17 protein-coding genes are annotated in these 18,336 nt (G+C 75.9%); 9 read left to right on the plus strand and 8 right to left on the minus strand.

From position 1 onward, the window contains the following. The first annotated feature begins 234 nt into the window (after positions 1-234). Entirely contained in the window at positions 235-3,543 is a 3,309-nt protein-coding gene (locus BDZ31_RS01255) for an HtaA domain-containing protein (protein ID WP_183338211.1), read from the plus strand. Positions 3,544-3,626: 83 nt separating this feature from the next. On the opposite strand, the gene BDZ31_RS01260 is transcribed toward BDZ31_RS01255, so the two are convergent. Continuing rightward, complete coding sequence (locus tag BDZ31_RS01260) at positions 3,627-4,091, minus strand: hypothetical protein (protein WP_183338213.1); 465 nt, start codon at positions 4,089-4,091, stop codon at positions 3,627-3,629. A 138-nt stretch (positions 4,092-4,229) separates the two neighbouring features. Here BDZ31_RS01260 and BDZ31_RS01265 point away from each other — a divergent pair, with 138 nt between their 5' ends. Beyond that, positions 4,230-4,943, plus strand: a complete 714-nt coding sequence (locus BDZ31_RS01265; protein WP_183338215.1) for a YdeI/OmpD-associated family protein — start codon at positions 4,230-4,232, stop codon at positions 4,941-4,943. 18 nt (positions 4,944-4,961) lie between these two features. Here the strand turns inward: BDZ31_RS01265 and BDZ31_RS01270 are convergent, their stop codons facing one another. After that, positions 4,962-5,198, minus strand: coding sequence for a hypothetical protein (locus BDZ31_RS01270; RefSeq protein WP_183338217.1), 237 nt, complete (start codon positions 5,196-5,198; stop codon positions 4,962-4,964). A 180-nt stretch (positions 5,199-5,378) separates the two neighbouring features. Here BDZ31_RS01270 and BDZ31_RS24650 point away from each other — a divergent pair, with 180 nt between their 5' ends. From BDZ31_RS24650 to BDZ31_RS01285, 3 genes are all read left to right on the plus strand, one after another. Then, on the plus strand, positions 5,379-7,571 hold the full coding sequence (locus BDZ31_RS24650) for a histidine kinase (protein ID WP_183338219.1): 2,193 nt from the start codon (positions 5,379-5,381) through the stop codon (positions 7,569-7,571). Next, positions 7,559-8,206, plus strand: a complete 648-nt coding sequence (locus BDZ31_RS24655; protein ID WP_183338221.1) for a response regulator — start codon at positions 7,559-7,561, stop codon at positions 8,204-8,206. Before BDZ31_RS24650 ends, BDZ31_RS24655 begins: the two co-directional genes overlap by 13 nt. A 446-nt stretch (positions 8,207-8,652) precedes the next feature. Continuing rightward, entirely contained in the window at positions 8,653-9,315 is a 663-nt protein-coding gene (locus BDZ31_RS01285) for an MBL fold metallo-hydrolase (protein ID WP_183338223.1), read from the plus strand. 25 nt (positions 9,316-9,340) lie between these two features. Here BDZ31_RS01285 and BDZ31_RS01290 read toward each other — a convergent pair whose 3' ends face one another. Next, entirely contained in the window at positions 9,341-10,636 is a 1,296-nt protein-coding gene (locus BDZ31_RS01290; protein WP_343075498.1) for an MFS transporter, read from the minus strand. A 65-nt stretch (positions 10,637-10,701) separates the two neighbouring features. Here BDZ31_RS01290 and BDZ31_RS01295 point away from each other — a divergent pair, with 65 nt between their 5' ends. Both BDZ31_RS01295 and BDZ31_RS01300 read left to right on the plus strand, forming a co-directional pair. Continuing rightward, positions 10,702-11,046: an ArsR/SmtB family transcription factor gene (locus BDZ31_RS01295; RefSeq protein ID WP_343075499.1), complete on the plus strand. Its 345-nt coding sequence runs from the start codon at positions 10,702-10,704 to the stop codon at positions 11,044-11,046. Between the two features lie 268 nt (positions 11,047-11,314). After that, a complete protein-coding gene (locus BDZ31_RS01300) occupies positions 11,315-12,088 on the plus strand; it encodes a 23S rRNA (adenine(2058)-N(6))-methyltransferase Erm(C) (RefSeq protein WP_183338228.1) in 774 nt (257 codons plus the stop codon). A gap of 152 nt (positions 12,089-12,240) precedes the next feature. Here BDZ31_RS01300 and BDZ31_RS01305 read toward each other — a convergent pair whose 3' ends face one another. From BDZ31_RS01305 to BDZ31_RS01320, 4 genes are all read right to left on the minus strand, one after another. Then, the gene (locus BDZ31_RS01305; RefSeq protein WP_183338230.1) at positions 12,241-12,681 is read right to left on the minus strand and encodes a YciI family protein; all 441 of its coding nucleotides are present in this window, start codon (positions 12,679-12,681) and stop codon (positions 12,241-12,243) included. 135 nt (positions 12,682-12,816) lie between these two features. Further along, positions 12,817-13,617, minus strand: a complete 801-nt coding sequence (locus tag BDZ31_RS01310) for an ABC transporter permease (protein WP_183338232.1) — start codon at positions 13,615-13,617, stop codon at positions 12,817-12,819. Continuing rightward, on the minus strand, positions 13,614-14,612 hold the full coding sequence (locus BDZ31_RS01315; protein WP_183338233.1) for an ATP-binding cassette domain-containing protein: 999 nt from the start codon (positions 14,610-14,612) through the stop codon (positions 13,614-13,616). Before BDZ31_RS01315 ends, BDZ31_RS01310 begins: the two co-directional genes overlap by 4 nt. Positions 14,613-14,671: 59 nt before the next feature. Next, positions 14,672-15,175 (minus strand): MarR family transcriptional regulator, encoded by a 504-nt coding sequence (locus tag BDZ31_RS01320; protein ID WP_221242777.1) that lies wholly within the window; start codon positions 15,173-15,175, stop codon positions 14,672-14,674. A 163-nt stretch (positions 15,176-15,338) separates the two neighbouring features. Between BDZ31_RS01320 and BDZ31_RS01325 the strand changes: the two genes are divergently transcribed. Next, positions 15,339-16,520: a winged helix DNA-binding domain-containing protein gene (locus tag BDZ31_RS01325; RefSeq protein WP_183338235.1), complete on the plus strand. Its 1,182-nt coding sequence runs from the start codon at positions 15,339-15,341 to the stop codon at positions 16,518-16,520. Between the two features lie 62 nt (positions 16,521-16,582). Here BDZ31_RS01325 and BDZ31_RS25745 read toward each other — a convergent pair whose 3' ends face one another. Beyond that, a complete protein-coding gene (locus BDZ31_RS25745; protein WP_183338237.1) occupies positions 16,583-17,488 on the minus strand; it encodes an FCD domain-containing protein in 906 nt (301 codons plus the stop codon). Positions 17,489-17,550: 62 nt separating this feature from the next. Between BDZ31_RS25745 and BDZ31_RS01335 the strand changes: the two genes are divergently transcribed. Next, on the plus strand, positions 17,551-18,315 hold the full coding sequence (locus BDZ31_RS01335) for a LamB/YcsF family protein (RefSeq protein ID WP_183338238.1): 765 nt from the start codon (positions 17,551-17,553) through the stop codon (positions 18,313-18,315). Positions 18,316-18,336: the final 21 nt, after the last annotated feature.

An 18,336-nucleotide genomic window follows, 5' to 3' on the forward strand; every position in this document is an offset into this window, starting at 1 on the left:
GGCGATCCCCAGGACTCTCTGACTGTCTGGCGACGGTTGCACTCCGCCCCCATTGTGCGCGGTGGGAGGGGGGTGCCGATCATGCGTCGCCATGAATCTCAGCGTCGCCGACCGTGCTCGGGCCGGACCGCTGGGACCGCGCACTGCCGACGCGCTGCCCGACCGGTCCGCCAGCGCGCTGCGGCACAGTCATTAGGCTACCCTAATAAGGGCACCCTTATAGATGAGGTTCGGATGTCCTACCGCAGGTCCTTGGCCCGGCGATCGACGTGGCATGCGCCGATCGCCCTCCTCCTCGCGCTCGCCGTCGCCCTCGCCTGGGCGGCCGCCGCGCCCTCCCGCTCGGCAGCGGCCGAGCCGGTCCAGATCACCGAAGGCGACGGCCTGCTGTGGGGCCTCAAGCTGTCGTGGCGCAACTACGCCGGGATCGGCACGTGGTCGGATGGCGTCGAGCACCTCGGCGGCGTCGACGGCTACCGCTGGCCGTTCAGATCGGGCACGTACGACCCCGACACGCACAGAGCCGAGCTGCGGTTCGGCGGCAGCGTCCGCTGGACCGCCCACGACGGCGCGCTCGACCTGACGCTGAGCGATCCGCGCCTCTTCGTCGACGGCGACGACGGACGGATCGTCGCCAAGACCGTCAGCAAGAGCGAGTCGACCGGCGAGCTGGTCGACTACGGCGAGATCGCGATCGTCAACGTCGCCGTCGACGGCGACGCGCTGACCGTCGCCGACGGCAAGACGACGTGGAGCGGCCTCACCACCACGCTGACCGGCGACGGCAGCAGAGCCTTCAGCAGGAACTATCCGACCGGCACCAGAATGGACCCGGTCTCGACGACCTACACCGGTCCCGGCGGCCTCCCGAGAGCGACCGGCGACGACTTCGCCGTCGAGGACGCGATCGCCTGGAGCGCGGCCGCGCGCGTCACGGCCGACCCGGCCCGCAACGCCTACGCCTTCCACTACGACCCGGGCGACGAGCTCGTCCACACGCCGGTCGGCGGCTCCGCCGGCCTGGTCGCGCTCGACCCCGACACGCTCGAGCCGGTCGGCACGCCGCTCGGCGCCAACCCGTCGAGCATGTTCGAGAACCACCCGGCGTCGACCTCGGCCCCGTGGACCGGGACCGTCTTCGACGCGGACGGCAGCACCATCTACGCGTTCACCTGGGACAGCTCGACGCAGAGCTACAGCCAGGAGAGACTGCCCGGGGACCTCTGGGCCGACGCGATCCACTTCGACACGGCCCGCTCGCGCCTGATCGCCGTCCGCAGCGGCGAGCTCGTCAGCTGGCGGAAGGTCGGCGGCACCTGGACGCAGACGACGTACACGGTCACCGGCGCGCCGTTGAACACCGACGCGCGCTCGATGGTCGCCGCCGACGCCTTCGGCGAGCTCGTCGTCACCTCGGCCAGCAACCGACCGGTCCTGGTCAGGCTGTCGGGCTCGACCGCGACGGTCAGCGTCCTGCCCGGCGACTACAGCGACCCCGGCGCGCAGCAGGAGCTGTTCAACCAGCCGAGCGCGGTGACGGCCGCGCCCGGCGGCGGCTTCGACCTGAGCAACTTCCGCGGCCAGGTCTTCCAGGTCCGCCGCGACCGCTGGGGCAACCTGCAGCCGCCCGGCCCGCCGCTCGAGCACGGCTTCGGCCAGACGCTCACCGCCGCCGCCGACACGACGAGCCTCGGCACCTCGATCGTCGCCGACTTCTCGCTCAGCACGCTCGGCTTCGTCGAGGATGGCCGCATCGCCGGCACGCTCAGACTCGATGAGCAGCTCGGCGCCGGCGTGATCAGCCCGATCGGGATCGCGGCCGGCCCCGACGGCTCGCTGTACGTCAACGCCAGCGGCACGCAGACGAAGTACGAGCGCGCCGGCTACGCGCCGCGCGTGACGACCCAGCCGCAGGACGCCGTCGTCTCGCTCGCGGCCGGCGTCGAGGCAGGGCAGGCGACCTTCACGGCAGCCGGCGGCGCGCGCGCGTGGAGAGGCGCCGACGCGACCCCGGCGATCCGCTGGCAGACGCGCGCCGGCGACAGCGGCCGCTTCGCCGACATCCCCGGCGCGACCGGCCAGAGCGTGACGCTCGACGCCGTCGCCGACGACAACGGCCGCCAGGTGCGCGCGGTCTTCACCAACGCCAACGGCGAGGTCGGCACCCGCGCGGCGACGCTGACCGTCAACACCGCCGCCGCGATCGCCGTGCAGCCCTCCGACGTCGCCGTCACCGCCGGCCAGACGGCCGAGATCAAGGTGATGCCGGTCGGCAACCCGGCGCCCCAGATCCAGTGGCAGATGAAGACCGGCGCCTTCTGGGCCGACGTCGACGCGGAGTCGGGCGACTTCGAGGTCGACGGCGGGTTCCTGCGGATCCCGAACGCGACCGCCGCGATGAGCGGGACGCAGTTCCGCGCCCGCCTGCGCAACCGCATCACCCCCGGGTCGGAGGCGTGGAGCACCGTCCACACGCGCGCCGTCACGCTGACCGTCACCGCGCCGGTGACGACGCCGCAGACCTTCGGCGGCGGCCACCTCGACTGGGGCTTCGCCAACCGCTGGCGCTGCTACGTCGTCGGCGGCGTCTCGCGCGGCGCGATCGTCCCCTCCGACGGGGCGTCGCAGCTCCCCGGCACGCGCGCGAACGGGCCGCTCTGCGACGGCCGCGACGCCGGCTCGGAGATCGTCCGCTTCGGGATCCGCGGCGGCGGCTACGACCCCGCGACCGGCGCGCTCGAGCTGCGGCTGCGCGGCACGGTGCGCTTCTGGGGCCACGACTACCACGTGCCGGGCAGCACGACGCCGCAGCTCGACACGACCTTCTCGAACCTGCGCCTCGTCGCAGCCGGCGGGCGCGGGACGCTCTACGCCGACGTCGCCGGCGCGACGATGGACGCGCCGATCCCGGTCGCCCGCACCCAGGTGCCGCTGGTGACGGTCTCGCTGCCTGGCGATCCGATCGCGCGCGCCGGCGGCCTCGACTGGAGCGGGCTGGAGACGACGCTGACCGCCGAGGGCTCCGCCGTCTTCGGCAACTACCCGGCCGGCGAGCCGTTCGACCCGATCTCGCTGTCGGCCGACTACGGCACGCCGGAGCCCGACCCGCAGCCGCAACCCGGACCGCAGCCCCAGCCCGAGCCACAGCCGCAGCCGAGAGCGCCGGCCGCGCGGGCGACGATCGTCGCCGGGAGAGCGCGCGCGGCGCTGAAGCGCGGTCAGCGGGTCGCGCTGGCCGCGCGCGTGCGCTGCCCGGCCCGCGGCGGCGCCTGCGCCGTCAAGGCTCCGAAGCGGGTCGCGCTGCGGATCGCCGGCAGACGCCACGTCGCGGCGGTGCTCGCACCGCGCAGCCTCCGCGCCGGGCGCAGCGCGCGTGTGCGCGTGCGGCTGACGCGCAAGGCGGCCGCCCGGCTGACCGGCCGCCGCGCGATCGTGCGGCTGCGCGTGACGGCGACCGCCGCCGGGGCGCGCGCGACGACGAAGGTCGTGAAGGTGACGCTGAGGGGCGCGCCGAGCGCGAGCAGAGCGGCGAAGCGCCGCTGAGGCGGGCCGGGGCGCCGCTGCCAGGGAGCGCACGTTGGCTTTCCGCACGTGCTGAGCATGTGCGGAAGGCCAATGCGCCCCGCTCACTCCACCCGTCGGTAGAAGAGCTCGAAGTCGAGCTCCCAGTCGCGCCCGTCGGGCGAGGTCTCCCAGCGGCCGGCGATCGTGCGGCCGTCGTCGCTGAACGTCCCGCTCCAGCGCTGGTGGAAGGGCAGCGGGGTGAAGTCCGGCGCGTCGCGCGCGAGCGTCCATTCGCGTCCGTCGAAGGTCATCGCGTAGACGCGCGCGACGCCGCGCGAGTCGAAGTAGTGCTGGACGTAGCCGTCGCCGTCGGCGAGGGAGACGAGGATGTGCCCGTCGGGCGCCTCGGGGACGGGGACGGTGGAGGTCTGGAGCAGGAAGGCGCCGTCGAGGATCCACTCGAAGCGCGTGCGGGCGCGGTCGGCCAGCTCGGGCGCGATCGGGAAGGCCGGCACGTCGATCCGCCATTCCCCCACGAACGGCTCGAGTCGGGCGAGTCGCTCGTCGCGCTGCGTGTCGTCGGTCACTGCCGCCTCCTGTCGCGATGGTCGTCACCACCACAGACGACCGCGCCCGTCGGAAATCATCGCCGCGCGAGGCGCACCGCCATCGCGGGCCGCGAATAGAGGACCGGATCAGACCTCTTCGGGGCATACCGTGGGCGGATGACCGAGATCATCGACTGCGCCGACGTCGGCGAGTGGGAGGCGTGGCTGGCGCGCCATCACGGAGATCGCGACGAGGTCTGGATCCGGATCGCGAAGAAGGGCTCGGGGCTGCGCTCGGTGACCGCCGAGGAGGGCATCGACGGCGCCATCTGCCACGGCTGGATCGACGGGCAGCGCAGAGCGCTCGACGCGACCCGCTTCCTGCAGCGCTACTCGCCCCGGCGCCCGCGCTCCGCCTGGTCGCAGGTCAACGTCGAGCGAGCCGAGCGGCTGATCGCCGCGGGGCGGATGCGGCCGCCGGGGCTCGCGCAGATCGAGGCGGCGAGAGCCGACGGCCGCTGGGCGGCTGCCTACGTCTCGCAACGCGACGCGACCGTCCCGCCCGAGCTCGCCGCCGCCTTCGCGCGCGACGAAGCGGCCCGCGCCGGCTTCGAGTCGCTCGGCAAGACCGAGCGGTACCTCGCGCTGCTGCCGATCCTGAAGGCGCGCACCGCCGCGGCGCGGGCGGCGCAGGTCGAGCGAGCGGTCGCGCTCCTGCGCGCGGCCGGCGGCAGAGCGCGACCGAGTGATGACGCGCAGCGGCGCGACAGAGCGCGGCAGGGCGGCAGAACGCGGCGCAGCGGCAGAACGCGGCAGGGCGCCAGAGCGCGGCATGGCGGCAGAACGCGGCGCGGCGACAGAGCGCGGCAGGACAACGACGCGACCGGGTGAGCGCCGGCCTGCCGCCGATCAGCCCGGCGTCTCGATCCAGCGCAGCAGCCGGCCGTCGCGCAGCTCGTGGTAGGCCGGCGGCGCCGGCGGCGGGTCGCGCCGCAGGCGCTCGACGACGGCCGCGGGGCCGTGCAGCTCGTCCTCGGCCGCGGTCGTCCAGTGGACCTCCGGGTCGAGGGCGCGCGTCAGCCGCTCCCAGTCGCCGCGCTCGATGAGCGTGAGGATGTTGCCGACCGCCGGGACCTGATCCGCCATCGCGCGACACGCTACCTCTGGACGGGGCCTCGACCCGCCGGTCGGCCCCGGCTCCGCTCCGATGCGCGTCCGCGTGCGCCGCACGTGGGTCGAGCGATGGCGCGCCGCTGCCGATCCGCCTCCCACGACGGATAGGCTCACGGCGCCGGAGCGCCGCTGGGCAGCCGGCTCGACATCGCGATGCACTTCCTTCCGAGCGTACGAACGACCGACCGAGCGCGCACCGCGCCGGACTCCCGCCCGGAGGGGGACGCGGGGCCGGCCCGCACGGAGCCCGCCGGCGGCTCCGACCGCGCCACCGCCCAGCCCGCGCCCGCCGCCACCCCGCGCGGCCCCGCCGCCACCCCGCGCGGCCCCGCCGCTGCGCTGCGCGGCCCCACCACCACCCCGCGCGGCCCCGCCGCTGCGCTGCGCGGCCCCGCCACCACGCCCACCAGCGGCGGGCCCGCCAGCGGCGCGCCGGCCGCGGCGTCGCCGCACCGGCGCCCGCGCCTCGCCGACCGCCCGCAGCTGCCGGCGCTCGCGGCGCTCGCCGGGGCGGCGCTGCTGCTCGCCGCCGCGGAGACCGCGCTGCTGTTCGACCAGCCCGCGGCCCCGTGGGCTCTCGCGCTCTTCCCGGCCGCCGCGCTGACGTGGTTCGTGGCCGGCGCGGTGGCGTCGCTGCGCCGACCTTCCAACCGGATGGGCGCGATCATGTTCGCCGGCGCGCTCGCGTGGTTCGCCGCCGGCCTGCTCAACGCGCCGCAGCCGGCGCTGTCGGCCGTCGGCTCGCTCGTCGCGCTGCTGCCGCTGGCGCTCGGCGCCCACCTGCTCCACGCCTTCCCGTCGGGTCGCCTGCGCGGCCGCGCCAGCCGCCTGATCGTCGCCGGGATCTACGTCGCCGCGCTCGTGCTGCACGCGCCGGCGTGGCTGTTCATGCCCGGCGGCGCCGGCGCGCCGCTGCAGGTCGCCGACCGGCCGGACCTCGCGCGGCTCGGCGCCGACGTGCAGGACCTCGTCGGCGGCGGCCTGCTGCTCGCGACCGCCGGGCTGCTGGCGCTGCGGCTGCGCGCCGCGACCCCGGCGCAACGGCGGGTGCTGGCGCCGCTGGCGCTGTACGGGATCGCCGCCGTCGCGCTCGTGCCGACGCTGAGCCGCCTGCAGGGGCCGCTGCTCGGCGACGACCCGCTCGCGCTGTTCGCGCTGCAGGCGACGCTGCTCGGGCTGCTGCCGCTCGCCTTCGTCGCCGCGGCGCTGCGCGGCGGCTTCGCGCCGACGGCCGGCGTGCGCGAGCTGAGCGCCTGGCTCGGCGCGGCGGACAGCCGCCCGGCGCCGTTGCGCGACGCGCTCGCCGAGGCGCTCGGCGATCCCTCCGTCGAGCTGGCGCTGTGGGCCGGCGAGCGGGAGCGATGGGTCGACGGCGGCGGCCGGCCGGCCGCGCTGCCCGACCCGCGCAGCGGCCAGGGCGTCGTGCTCGTCGAGGCCGAGGGCCGGAGGGTCGGGGCGATCGTCTACGACGCGACCTTGATCGCCGACGCCGCCCCGGTGCGCGAGGCCGCCGCCGTGATCGCGCTGGCGCTCGACCGCGACCGCCTCACCGCCGAGCTGATCGCGAGCCGCGAGCGCCTGCGCGCGTCGCGGGCGCGGATCGCCGCCGCGGCCGACGACGAGCGCCGGCGGATCGCGCGCGACCTCCATGACGGCGTGCAGGGCCGGCTCGTCGTGCTCGGCCTGCGCGCCGGCGAGCTGCGGCGCGGCGCCGACGCCCGCGGCGACGAGGAGGCCATGGCCGAGGCCGACGCGCTGCGCCGCGAGCTGGACGCGACGCTCCACGCGCTGCGCGAGCTGGTGCGCGGCGTGCTGCCGGCGGCGCTCGCCGAGCGCGGCCTCGGCGCCGCGGCCGCGGAGCTGGCCGACCGGATGCCGCTGCCGACGACGGTCGCGGCCGGCGACGAGCGCTATCCGCCGGCGGTCGAGAGCGCCTGCTGGTTCGTGATCGCCGAGGCGCTCGCGAACGTCGTCAAGCACGCCGCCGCCCGCAGCGCGCGGGTCACCGTCGAGCCGACCGCCGGCGGCGTCCGCGTCGAGGTGCGCGACGACGGGCGCGGAGGCGCGGCGACCGGGAGCGCGGCGACCGGGAGCGCGGCGCGCGGCGCGCTCCCGCACGCAAGCGCCAGCCCGCACGCAAGCGCCAGCCCGCACGCGAGCGCCAGCCCGCACGCAAGCGGCAGCACGCACGCCGGCGGCCGCCCCGGAGACGGCGCGCCGCGCGCCTCCGGAACCGGCCTGCGCGGCCTCGCCGACCGGATCGACGTCGTCGGCGGCCGGCTCGCGATCGACAGCCCGCCCGGCGGCGGCACGCGGATCGTCGCGGAGGTCCCGTGCGGGTCGTGATCGGCGAGGACGAGACGCTGCTGCGCGAGGGGCTCGCGCTCGTGCTGTCGCGCGAGGGCTTCGAGGTGGCGGCGCTCGCGAGCGACGGCGACCAGCTCGTGCGCGCCGCCCGCGAGCACCGCCCGGAGCTGGTCGTGACCGACATCCGCATGCCGCCGACGCACACCGACGAGGGCCTGCGCGCGGCGCTGGCGATTCGCGCCGAGCTGCCGCGGACCGCCCTGCTCGTGCTCTCCCAGCATGCCCAGCGCCGCTACGCCGAGCAGCTGCTCGGCGAGCAGGCGGCCGGGGTCGGCTACCTGCTGAAGCAGCGGATCGGCGAGCTCGACCTCTTCTGCGCCGACGTGCGCCGGGTCTGCGCCGGCGGGACGGTGCTCGACCCCGAGCTGGTCGGGACGCTGCTCGGCCGCGCGCGGCCCGACGGCGACCCGCTCGACGCGCTCACCGACCGCCAGCGCGAGGTGCTCGCGCTGATGGCGGAGGGGCGCAGCAACGCGGCGATCGCCGAGCGGCTGGTGATCACGGAGAAGGCGGTCGTCAAGCACGTCTCCAACGTCTACGACCAGCTCGGGCTGGCGCCGGCCGCCGACGACCACCGCCGCGTGCTGGCGGTCGTCCGCTACCTGTCGCGCTAGGCGCGCCGACTCCGCGCGACCGGCGCGGCGGTGGGAGCTGACGCGGACGCCGGAGCGTGCGTCCGGCCCCGGAAATGGAAACGGCCCGCACGAGGCGGGCCGATTCCGGGAGGAGAGAGATGTGTCTATGTGTGGTGATGCTGTGATCGGTGGAGGAAGTCTCTGTGCTGCTCCGCCGTGTCGGCGTTCCATCGATCAGGCGAGAACCATGATGGGGCCTCCGCGGCGGCGCGTGTGTGAGCTGCGACACGCAAGGGAGATCTGTCAGCTCGCGCCTGCTCCGACCGCCCTGAATCGACCGCGACGAGCGGTGGCCCCGACGCGGGGCCACCGTCGGCGCGCGCCTCTCAGGCCGATGCCGGGCGGCGGCTGCGCGCCCGCCCTTGACTTAAAGCGCACTTGAAGGTGCACGATCTGCTCTCCGACGATCGACGAAGGGAGCAGCGATGACGACCGCCACCCAACTCGAGACCGTGATGCCGGACCTGCTCGCGACCGCGGGGCAGCCGCTCTCGTTCGCGCCGCGGACCGCCGTCCGCGCCTTCCTGCTGCGGCGCGCCGCCGGCAACCTGCTCGTCTACGTCAGCGACACCGTCGCCGACGAGGCGGAGGCGATCGCGGCCGCCGGCGGCGCCGAGCGCCAGTACGTCAACCACGACCACGAGGCGATGTTCCTCCCGCGCAACGCGGTCGCCCCGCTGTTCGTCCACGAGCGCGACGCCGCCGAGGTCGAGCGGGCCGGCGCCCACGTGCGCGGCACCTTCTCCCGCCGCCACCGCCTCGACGACGACTTCGAGGCGATCCCGATCCCCGGCCACACGCCCGGCGCGACGGCGTACCTGTGGGACCAGGGCGAGCACCGCTACCTCTTCACCGGCGACTCGCTCTACCTGCACCCCGGCGGCGAGTGGCGCGTCGCGGTGCTCGACTCCAGCGACCGCGACGCCTACCTCGACAGCCTGGCGCTGCTGCGCGAGCTCGACTTCGACGTGCTCGTCCCGTGGGCGGCGCCGGTCGGCGAGTCCCCGGTCGCCCGCACCGACCCGGCCGACTCCCGCCGCCGCATCGACGCGATCGTCGAGCGGCTGCGGCGGGGCGAGCGGAGCTGAGCGCGGGCGGCAGGCGGCGCGCCGGTCAGTGCGAGACGGCCGCGCGCCCGGCCCACCGACGGCGGCGGCGCGAGCGCGGCGCGGCCGCGTCGCCGTCGCCGGCCGGCCAGACGACCGCGGCGACGGCGACCGCCGCGGCGGCGACGCCAGCGAGCAGGAGCGCCGTCGCCGGCAGGCCGATCAGCGATCCGACGACGCCGGCGACCGGGTAGGTCGCCAGCCAGCCGAGGTGCGAGAGCGAGAACTGCGCCGCGAACAGCCCCGGCCGCTCGGTCTCGTCGCCGGAGCGGTTGATCAGCCGGCCGGCCGGCGTCTGCACGAGCGAGAGCCCGGCGCCGATCGCCGCCCACACCGCGATCAGCGCGCCGAAGCCGTCGACGAGCGCAGCCGCGAGCAGGCCGGCGACGAGCAGGGCGCCGCCGGCGAGCATCGCCGGGCGGTCGGCGATCCGGTCGAGCAGCCGCGGCAGCGCGAGCGCGACGACCATCGCGCCGGCGCCCGAGGCGCCGAGCGCCCACGCGACGTCGCCGGCGTCGCGGCCGAGCTGATCGCGGACGTAGACGACGGTGTTGACGATCACCATCGCGCTCGCCGCCGCCGCGGCGACGTTGAGCGCGAGCAGGCCGCGCAGCCGCGGCGTCGCGAGGTAGCGCCGCAGGCCGGCGGTCACCCGCCGGGACCGCGTCCCGTCGTCGCGCGCCTGCCGGCGCGCCGGCAGCGTCGTCGAGAGCACGAGCGCGGCCGAGACGAGGAAGGCGGCGCCGTTGGCGGCGAAGAGGCCGTCGTAGCTGACGAACGCCAGCAGCACCGCCGCGAGCGCCGGGCTCAGCAGCGCCTCCAGCTCGTAGGCGAGCCGCGACAGCGACAGCGCGCGGGTGTAGGTCGGCTCGTCGGGCAGGACGTCGGGGATCGTCGCCTGGAAGGTCGGCGTGAAGCCGGCCGAGCCGGCGTTGACGAGCACGATCAGCACGTAGACCTGCCACACCTCGGTCACGAACGGCATCGCCGCGACGGCCGCGGCGCGCAGCAGGTCGAGTCCGACGAGCACGCGCCGGCGCGGCAGTCCGGCGGTGAGCGCGACCAGCAGCGGCGAGCCGAAGACGTAGACGACCATCTTCAGCGCCAGCGCGATACCGACGACCGCGCCCGCGCCGCCGCCGGCGAGGTCGTACGCGAGCAGGGTCAGCGCGACGGTCGTCAGCCCGGTGCCGACGAGCGCGACGACCTGCGCGCCGAACAGGCGCCGGTAGGTCGCGTCCGCGAGCGGGCCGTGACCGCGACCGCGAGCCACCCGATTGCGCGCCAGCCCTGCGAGCCCCACGACCATCACCATCCTTGAAGAGATCTACGTATGAACAATTCTTCATCAATGGTAGCATCACGACCGTGCCGCTTCCCTCAGAGCACCTCCCGGCCGAGCGGCCGCTCGACCACGACGAGGCCGAGGCGCTCGCCGAGTCGATGCGGGCGTTCGCGACCGGCAGCCGGCTGCGGCTGCTGTGGGCACTGCTCGACGGCGAGCTGACCGTCGAGCAGCTGGCCGAACGGACCGGCCTCTCGCCGAGCGCCGCGTCGCACCAGCTGCGGGTGCTGCGCCAGGGGCGGCTCGTGTCGGTGCGGCGCAGCGGCCGCCACGCCCACTACCGGCTCCACGACCCGCACATGGTCGACCTGCTCGCGGCGCTGCGCCACCACCACGAGCACGTCAACCCGCCGGCGCCGGCCGCGTAGGCCGTGCCAGCCGCTACGCTCTCGCCCATGCTCGCCGGCATCCACTGCCCGCAGTACTTCATCCGGCTTCGCCGTCGCTGACGGCGAGGCCGTCCTGAGGCGCTGAGCCGCGCCTCCGTCGCGGTCCCTCCCGGGGCCGCGACGCTCTGGGCTGCGCCCCGTCGTCGCCGGGCGCCCTTCGCGGGCGCCCGCACCGTCGCGCGCCCGGACCGGCCTTCCGCTCACCCCGTCCGGGCGCCTTCGCGCACCCCGACGAAGGAGAGCCGCCATGCCGGCCAGGGCATCGTCCCGTCCCCGAGCCAACCACTCGGGCATCCACCATCTGCAGTCGTCCGCCGTCCTGCGCGCGCTCGTGCGCTCGGCGGCGATCGAGCCGACCGACCGCGTCTACGACCTCGGCGCCGGCCCGGGCACGATCACCGCCGCGCTCGCGCGCACCGGCGCGCAGGTCGTCGCGGTCGAGCGCGACCCGCGCTTCGCGCGCGAGCTGCGGCGCCGCTTCGACGGCGACGCGCGCGTCCGCGTCGTCGAGGCCGACCTGCGGACGGTCGCCGTCCCCCGCGACGCGAGGGTCGTCGCGAGCATCCCGTTCGCGACCTCCTCGGCGCTGGTCGCGCGCCTGCTCGACCCGCCCGGTCGACCGCGCGTCGGCGCCGACCTGATCGTCGAGCACGGCTTCGCGCGCCGGCTCGCCGGACGGCCGCGCTCGGAGCGCTCCGCCTGGTGGGCCGCCCGCTACGAGCTGCGGGTGGCGCGCACGGTCGGCCGCCGCGCCTTCGCGCCGGCGCCGGCGGTCGACGCGGCGCTGCTGCGGATCCGCCCGCGCGAGCCGCTCACCGCCGACGCCGAGCGGCGCCTGCGCGCGCTGCTGCGGATCGTCTACGGCGGCCGCCATGCGCGCGCGGGAACGGTCGCGCGACGGTTCGCCGGACGGACTGCCGGGCCGGCGCTGCTGCGCGCCGCCGGCGCCGATCCCGCCGCCCACCCGCTCGCGGTCGCGCCGCACGCGTGGGCGGCGGTCGCGGCGGGCCCGCGGCCGTAGGCCGGCCCGTGGTCGTAGGCCGGCCCGTGGTCGCGTCCGGTCCGCGTCCGTAGGCGAGCGCGCGAGAGGCGCGGCGCTCGACCGCCGTGGCTCGACGCGCCTCGCGGCTCATGCCGCGAGGCGCGAGCCGGCGGCCGCTCGCCGCCAGGCGCTCAGCCCTCGCCCTGCCGGGCGCGCAGCTCGGCGGCGAGCCGCTCCTCCTGCTCGGCGACCTCGGGGGTGTAGGCGTCGCCGAAGTCCTCGACCGTCGCGATCGGGCGGATCTCGAGGATCTGGCGCAGGCCGGCGTCGGGGTCGGAGGGGCATCTCTTCGCCCACTCGACCGCCTCCTCCAGCGAGTCGACCTCCCAGATCCAGTAGCCGGCGATCAGCTCCTTCGCCTCGGTGAAGGGGCCGTCGACGACGCTCACGTCGGCGCCGTCGAAGACGACGCGGGCACCGCGCTCGCTCGGGAGCAGCCCCTCGCCGCCGATCATCACGCCGGCTCTGACGAGCTGCTCGTTGTAGGCGCCCATCGCCTTGAACATCTCCTCGGTCGGGGCGATCTTGCTCTCGTCGGCGCCGGCGCCCTCGATCATCACGATGACCTTCATCTCTGACTCCTCGGTGTGGTGGTGTCGCGCCTCTGTCTCGTCGTCGAGGCGCCGTCTCAAACACGACGACGAGCGGGCGGCGGCGATTTCGACACGGTCGCCGCCACCCGCTGCTGTTGGCGCGTCGACGCTCGCCTACGCCCGCCGGAAGGCGCGCACGGCGAGCGGGACGAAGACGACCAGCAGGCCGGCCAGCCACGCCAGCGTCCCGAGCGCCGGGCCGAGCGCGTCGCCGTAGCCGATCGTCAGCGCGCGGGCGGCGTCGACCGCGAGCGACACCGGGTTGACGTCGGCGAACGCCTGCACGACGCCGGGCATCGACTCGGTCGGCACGAACGCCGAGGAGGCGAACGTGAGCGGGAAGACCCAGATGAAGCCGGCCGACTGCGCCGTCTCGGGGTCGCGGACGGCGAGTCCGATGAAGGCGCTGATCCACGAGAAGACGTACGAGAAGCCGAGCACGAGCAGCAGCGCCAGCGCGATCGACCAGACCGGTTCGTCGGGGCGGAAGCCGACCGCGAAGCCGACGAGCAGCATCACGCCCAGCGTCAGCACGTTCATCACCGCGTCGGCGGCGGTGCGGCCGACGAGCACGGCCGAGCGGGCGATCGGCAGCGAGCGGAAGCGGTCGATCGCGCCCGCGTTGAGGTCCTCGCTCAGGCCGATGCCGGTCATCAGCGCGCCGAAGACCGCCGTCTGGACGATGATCCCCGGCATCAGGAAGTTGACGTAGTCGACGCCGCCGGTGTTGATCGCGCCGCCGAAGACGTAGCGGAACAGCAGCACGAACATCACCGGCTGCACGAACGCGAAGACGATGAAGACCGGCTTGCGCATCACCTTGCGCAGCTGCCGCACCGCCATCACGCGACTGTCGGCGATCGTCTCCGCCAGCGTCAGGCGGGAGCGCTCGGCTCGGTCTGCGACGGCGCTCATGCGGCCTCCCCAACTCGTGCGTCGGCCGCTTCGGCGGCGGTCTCCTCGTCGGCTTCGGCGCGACGGCCGGTGAGGGTCAGGAAGACGTCGTCGAGGCTCGGCTGCTGCAGCTCGACCGCCGCGATCGCCAGCCCGCGCGCGTCGAGCCGGCGGACCGCCTCGGCCGACGCGCTCGAGTCGGCGACCGCGAGCCGGACCTCGCCGGCGGCGGCGTCGGCGATCGGCTCCTCGCCGGCGGCGAGCGACGCCAGCTCGGCGGCCGCCTCCGCCGTGCGGGCCGTGTCGGCGACGCGCACCGACAGCATCTCGGTGCCGACCGCGCCCTTCAGCTCCGCGGCGGTTCCCTCGGCGACGATCCGTCCGTGGTCGACGACCGCGATCCGCTGCGCCAGCCGGTCGGCCTCCTCCAGGTACTGGGTCGTCAGCAGCACGGTCGTGCCGTCGCGGCGCAGCTCCTCGACGGTGTTCCACAGCTCCTGGCGGGTGCGCGGGTCGAGGCCGGTCGTCGGCTCGTCGAGCAGGATCACCGGCGGGCGGCCGACGAGGCTGGCGCCGAGGTCGAGCCGGCGGCGCATGCCGCCCGAGTAGGTCGAGACGCGCCGGTCGGAGGCGTCGGTCAGCGACAGCCGCTCCAGCACCTCGGCCGCGCGGCGGCGGGCCTCCGGGGCGGACAGGCGGTAGAGGCGGCCGACCATCTCGACGTTCTCGCGGCCGGTCAGCTCCTCGTCGACGGCCGCGAACTGGCCGGCGAGGCCGATCCGGCGGCGGACGGCGAGCGGCTCGGCCACGACGTCGTGGCCGAGCACGGTCGCGCGGCCGCCGGTCGGGCGCAGCAGCGTCGCGAGCACGCGCACGAGCGTCGTCTTGCCGGCGCCGTTGGGGCCGAGCAGGCCGAAGACGGTGCCCTGCGTGACCTCGAGGTCGAGACCGTCGAGCGCGACGACGTCGCCGAAGGTCTGGCGGACGCCCTCGGCGCGGATCGCGGGGGCGGTCATCGTCGGCGGGCGAGTCGGGTGCGGGGCATGGTCTCTCCTGGGTGGGGTGGGAAGGTCGCTCAGTCAGGCCCGGGCAGCACGCCGGCGGCGCGCAGCTCGTCGCGGCGGACGCGCCACTCGGCGGCGATCGTCGGCATCCGCTCGGTCAGGAACTCGCCGAAGGCGGCGAGCTCCGCGAGGCGGGCGCGACGGGCCGGCGGCGCATCCGCCAGCAGCTCCAGGCCGGTCCGCGCGAGCGCCGCCAGCGCGGCGTACTCGGCCGACGCCTCGAGGCTGTCGACGCCGAAGCCGGAGCGGATCGCGACGCGGTCGGCGCGCTCGCCGGGGGGACGGGTCCGCTCCGCCATCCCCCAGCTCTCCAGGGTCGTGACGGCGCTGCCGACGGCGCTGCGGCTGATCCCGAGCCCCGCGGCGATCGCGGCGGCGGTCTGCCGCGGCGGCTCGCAGATCAGCAGCCAGCCGACGACGCGGCCGACGACCGGCGCGACGGCGTACTGGCGCGCGAAGTAGCGCCCGACCTGGTCGACGTAGGAGCGTTCCGCCTCGCTGAGCAAGGCGCCCACATTACAGGAATCCCAGGAAACTCAGTCAGCCGCCCGTTCCGCTCCCGGGAGGAGCGGCGCCTTGGGGGCGCATATCACCCCCTGGGCGCCACTCCTCCCGGCGCCGGGGGTGAGCCGGGCGGGGGCATGGCTCCTCGCGGCGCCGGGGCGGGATGATGGGGCGATGCCGACGATCTCGACCGCCGAGCGCCGCGCGCGGCTCGCGCTCCGCCACCGTCTCGCGCCCGGCCACCGCGCCGCCGACGTCGTCGAGGCGGCCGAGAGCCTCGTCGCGCTCCATGCGACCGACCAGCCGACGATCCACCTGTCGACGTGGGCGCGCGTCGACAGCATGACGACCGCCGACGTCGACCGCGCGCTCTACGACGACCGCACGCTCGTGAAGCACATGGCGATGCGCCGGACGCTGTGGGTCGTGCCGCGCGCGACGCTCGCGGCGGTCCAGGCCGGGGCGAGCGAGCGGGTCGCCGACAGGGAGCGGCGGAAGCTGGTCGCCGACGTCGAGAGAGCCGGGCTGCGGCGCGACGGCGCGCGCTGGCTGGCGGCCGCCTGCGACGCGGTCCTCGCGACGCTCGCCGACGGGCGCGAGGCGACGATGGCCGAGCTGCGCTCCGAGCTCCCGCTGCTGGAGGGGTCGATCTCCTACGGCGAGGGCAAGTCGTGGGCCGGGAAGATGCCGGTCGGCCCGCGCGTGCTGACCGTGCTGTCGGCCGAAGGGCGGATCGTGCGCGCCTCCAACGACGGCAGCTGGGCGGTCTCGCGGCCACGCTGGGCGTCGACCGCCGCGTGGCTCGGCGAGCCGATCGAGCCGCTGAGCGAGCAGGAGGGGACCGCGCGGCTGGTCGAGCGGTGGCTGCGCTCGTTCGGGCCCGGCACCGAGAGAGACGTGAAGTGGTGGCTCGGCTCGACGCTGAGGGCGGTCCGCCGCGCGCTCGAGCAGGTCGGCGCGGTCGCGGTCGGGCTCGACGGCGGCGCGACCGGCTGGGTGCTGCCCGACGACCTCGACGCGCCCGCGCCGATCGCGCCGTGGGCGGCGCTGCTGCCGTCGCTCGACCCGACGACGATGGGCTGGGCCGAGCGCGACTGGTATCTCGGCCCCCACCACGCGCAGCTGTTCGACAGCGCCGGCAACGCCGGGCCGACCGCGTGGTGGGACGGCCGCATCGTCGGCGGCTGGCGCCAGCGCGACGACGGCTCGGTCGAGCTGCAGCTGCTGGAGGATCCCGGCGCCGACGGCCGCGCCGCACTCGAAGCCGAGGCCGAGCGCCTGACCGCGTGGTTCGACGGCAGGCGCGTCCTCCACCGCTTCCCGTCCCCGCTGTCGAAGGCGCTCGCGGAGGGCTGAGCCCCACCGCCGCACCCGTCGGGGAGACGACGGCAGGCGGGGCGGGCGGCGGGCGGCGCGCGTCAGGCGCGCCGGGGCGGCTCGATCGCCGGGTGGGCCGGCTCGGCGGCGAGCGCGGCGATCGCGACCTCGTCCTCGCCGCGCTCGCGCAGGGCGGCGGCGCGCAGCTCGGCGAGGTGGCGCATGTGGACGTCGAAGGCGCGCTCGGCGGCGTCCGGGTCGCCGGCCTCGATCGCGGCGAGGATCGCCGCGTGCTGCTCGGCGATGCGACTGCGGTCGAGCAGGTCGAAGACGACCGTGTTGGTCCACGGCCGGATCAGGTGGATCGCCGTCATCGGCAGCTCCAGCACCTGGTTCTTGGCGGCGCGGCAGATCGCGATGTGGAAGTCGAGGTCGCGGCGCAGGAAGACGTCGAGGTCGCCGTCGTCGTCGCGGGCCCGCTCGACCGCCTCGCGGATCGCACGCAGGTCGTCGTCGTCGCGGCGGTGCGCGGCCAGCCGCACGCAGATCCGCTCGATCGCCTCGCGCGCCTCGCTGACCTCGGCCAGCGACGTGCTGCCGGAGGCGAACCAGAGCGAGAGCGTGTCGCCGATCGACGCCGCGACCGTCGCCGGCTCGGGCAGCACGACGAAGGTGCCGCCGGAGGCGCCGCGGGTCGACTCGACCAGCCGCGCCGCGGACAGCAGCTTGATCGCCTCGCGCACGGTCGCGCGGCTGACGTCGTACTGCTCGGCCAGCTCGTGCTCGGAGGGAAGGCGCGCGCCGGCGGTCAGCTCGCCGCGCAGGATCGCGTCGCGCACCTGGTCGGCGATCTGCGTCGCCGCGCTCGCGCGCGTGAGACGGCGGGGCCGAAAGCCGCCCGCGCCCGCGGCGTCGCGCTCGGCCGCGCCGCTCGCGCCGGCACCGCCCGCGCCCGCATCGGCCGCGCCTCCCGCGCCGGAGGACCCGTTGGTGGTCTCGCTGCTCACCCCCCAACCCTAACGGCAACCCTCAGAAGGCGTTAATGCCTGACATTTGAAAGACTGCCGTTATGGCGATGCGAGTCGACCTCAACGCCGACGCCGGAGAGAGCTACGGGCGCTGGACGCTCGGCGACGACGCGCGCCTGTTGCCGCTCGTCACCTCGATCAACGCCGCCTGCGGCTTCCATGCCGGCGACCCCGCGACGATGCGGCGGACCATCCGGCTGGCCCGCGAGCACGGCCTCGCGCTCGGCGCCCACCCCGCCTACCCCGACCTCGCCGGCTTCGGCCGCCGCGAGCTGCGCGCCTCCGCGACCGAGATCGCCGACCTCGTCACCTACCAGCTCGGCGCGCTCGCGGCCTTCTGCGCCGCCGAGCAGGTGCCGCTCCAGCACGTCAAGCCGCACGGCGCGCTCTACGTCCGCGTCGCGCGCGACGCCGAGGCGGCCGACGCCGTCGCCGCCGCGATCCGCGCCGTCGACCCGACGCTCGCGCTCGTCTACCCGGCCGGCGACGCCGCCGACGCGCTCGAGCGGCGCAGCGGGATCCGCGTCGCCCGCGAGGCCTACGTCGACCTCGACACCGGCGACGACGGGATCGTCGTCGTCGAGCCCTCACCGCGCAGGCGCGATCCCGCCGAGGTCGCGCAGCGCGCGCTCGACGCCGTCCGCGGCCGGATCGCGACCGTCGGCGGCGGCGCGATCGAGACGCGCGTCGACACGATCTGCATCCACGGCGACGCCCCCGGCGCCGTCGACAACGTCAACGAGATCCGCCGTCGCTTCGCGGCGGAGGACGTCGAGCCGCGCCCGCTGGCCGACGTCCTGCGATGAGCCCACCACCGATCCAGAGAG

This window comes from Conexibacter arvalis, from assembly GCF_014199525.1.
Lineage (GTDB): Bacteria > Actinomycetota > Thermoleophilia > Solirubrobacterales > Solirubrobacteraceae > Conexibacter > Conexibacter arvalis.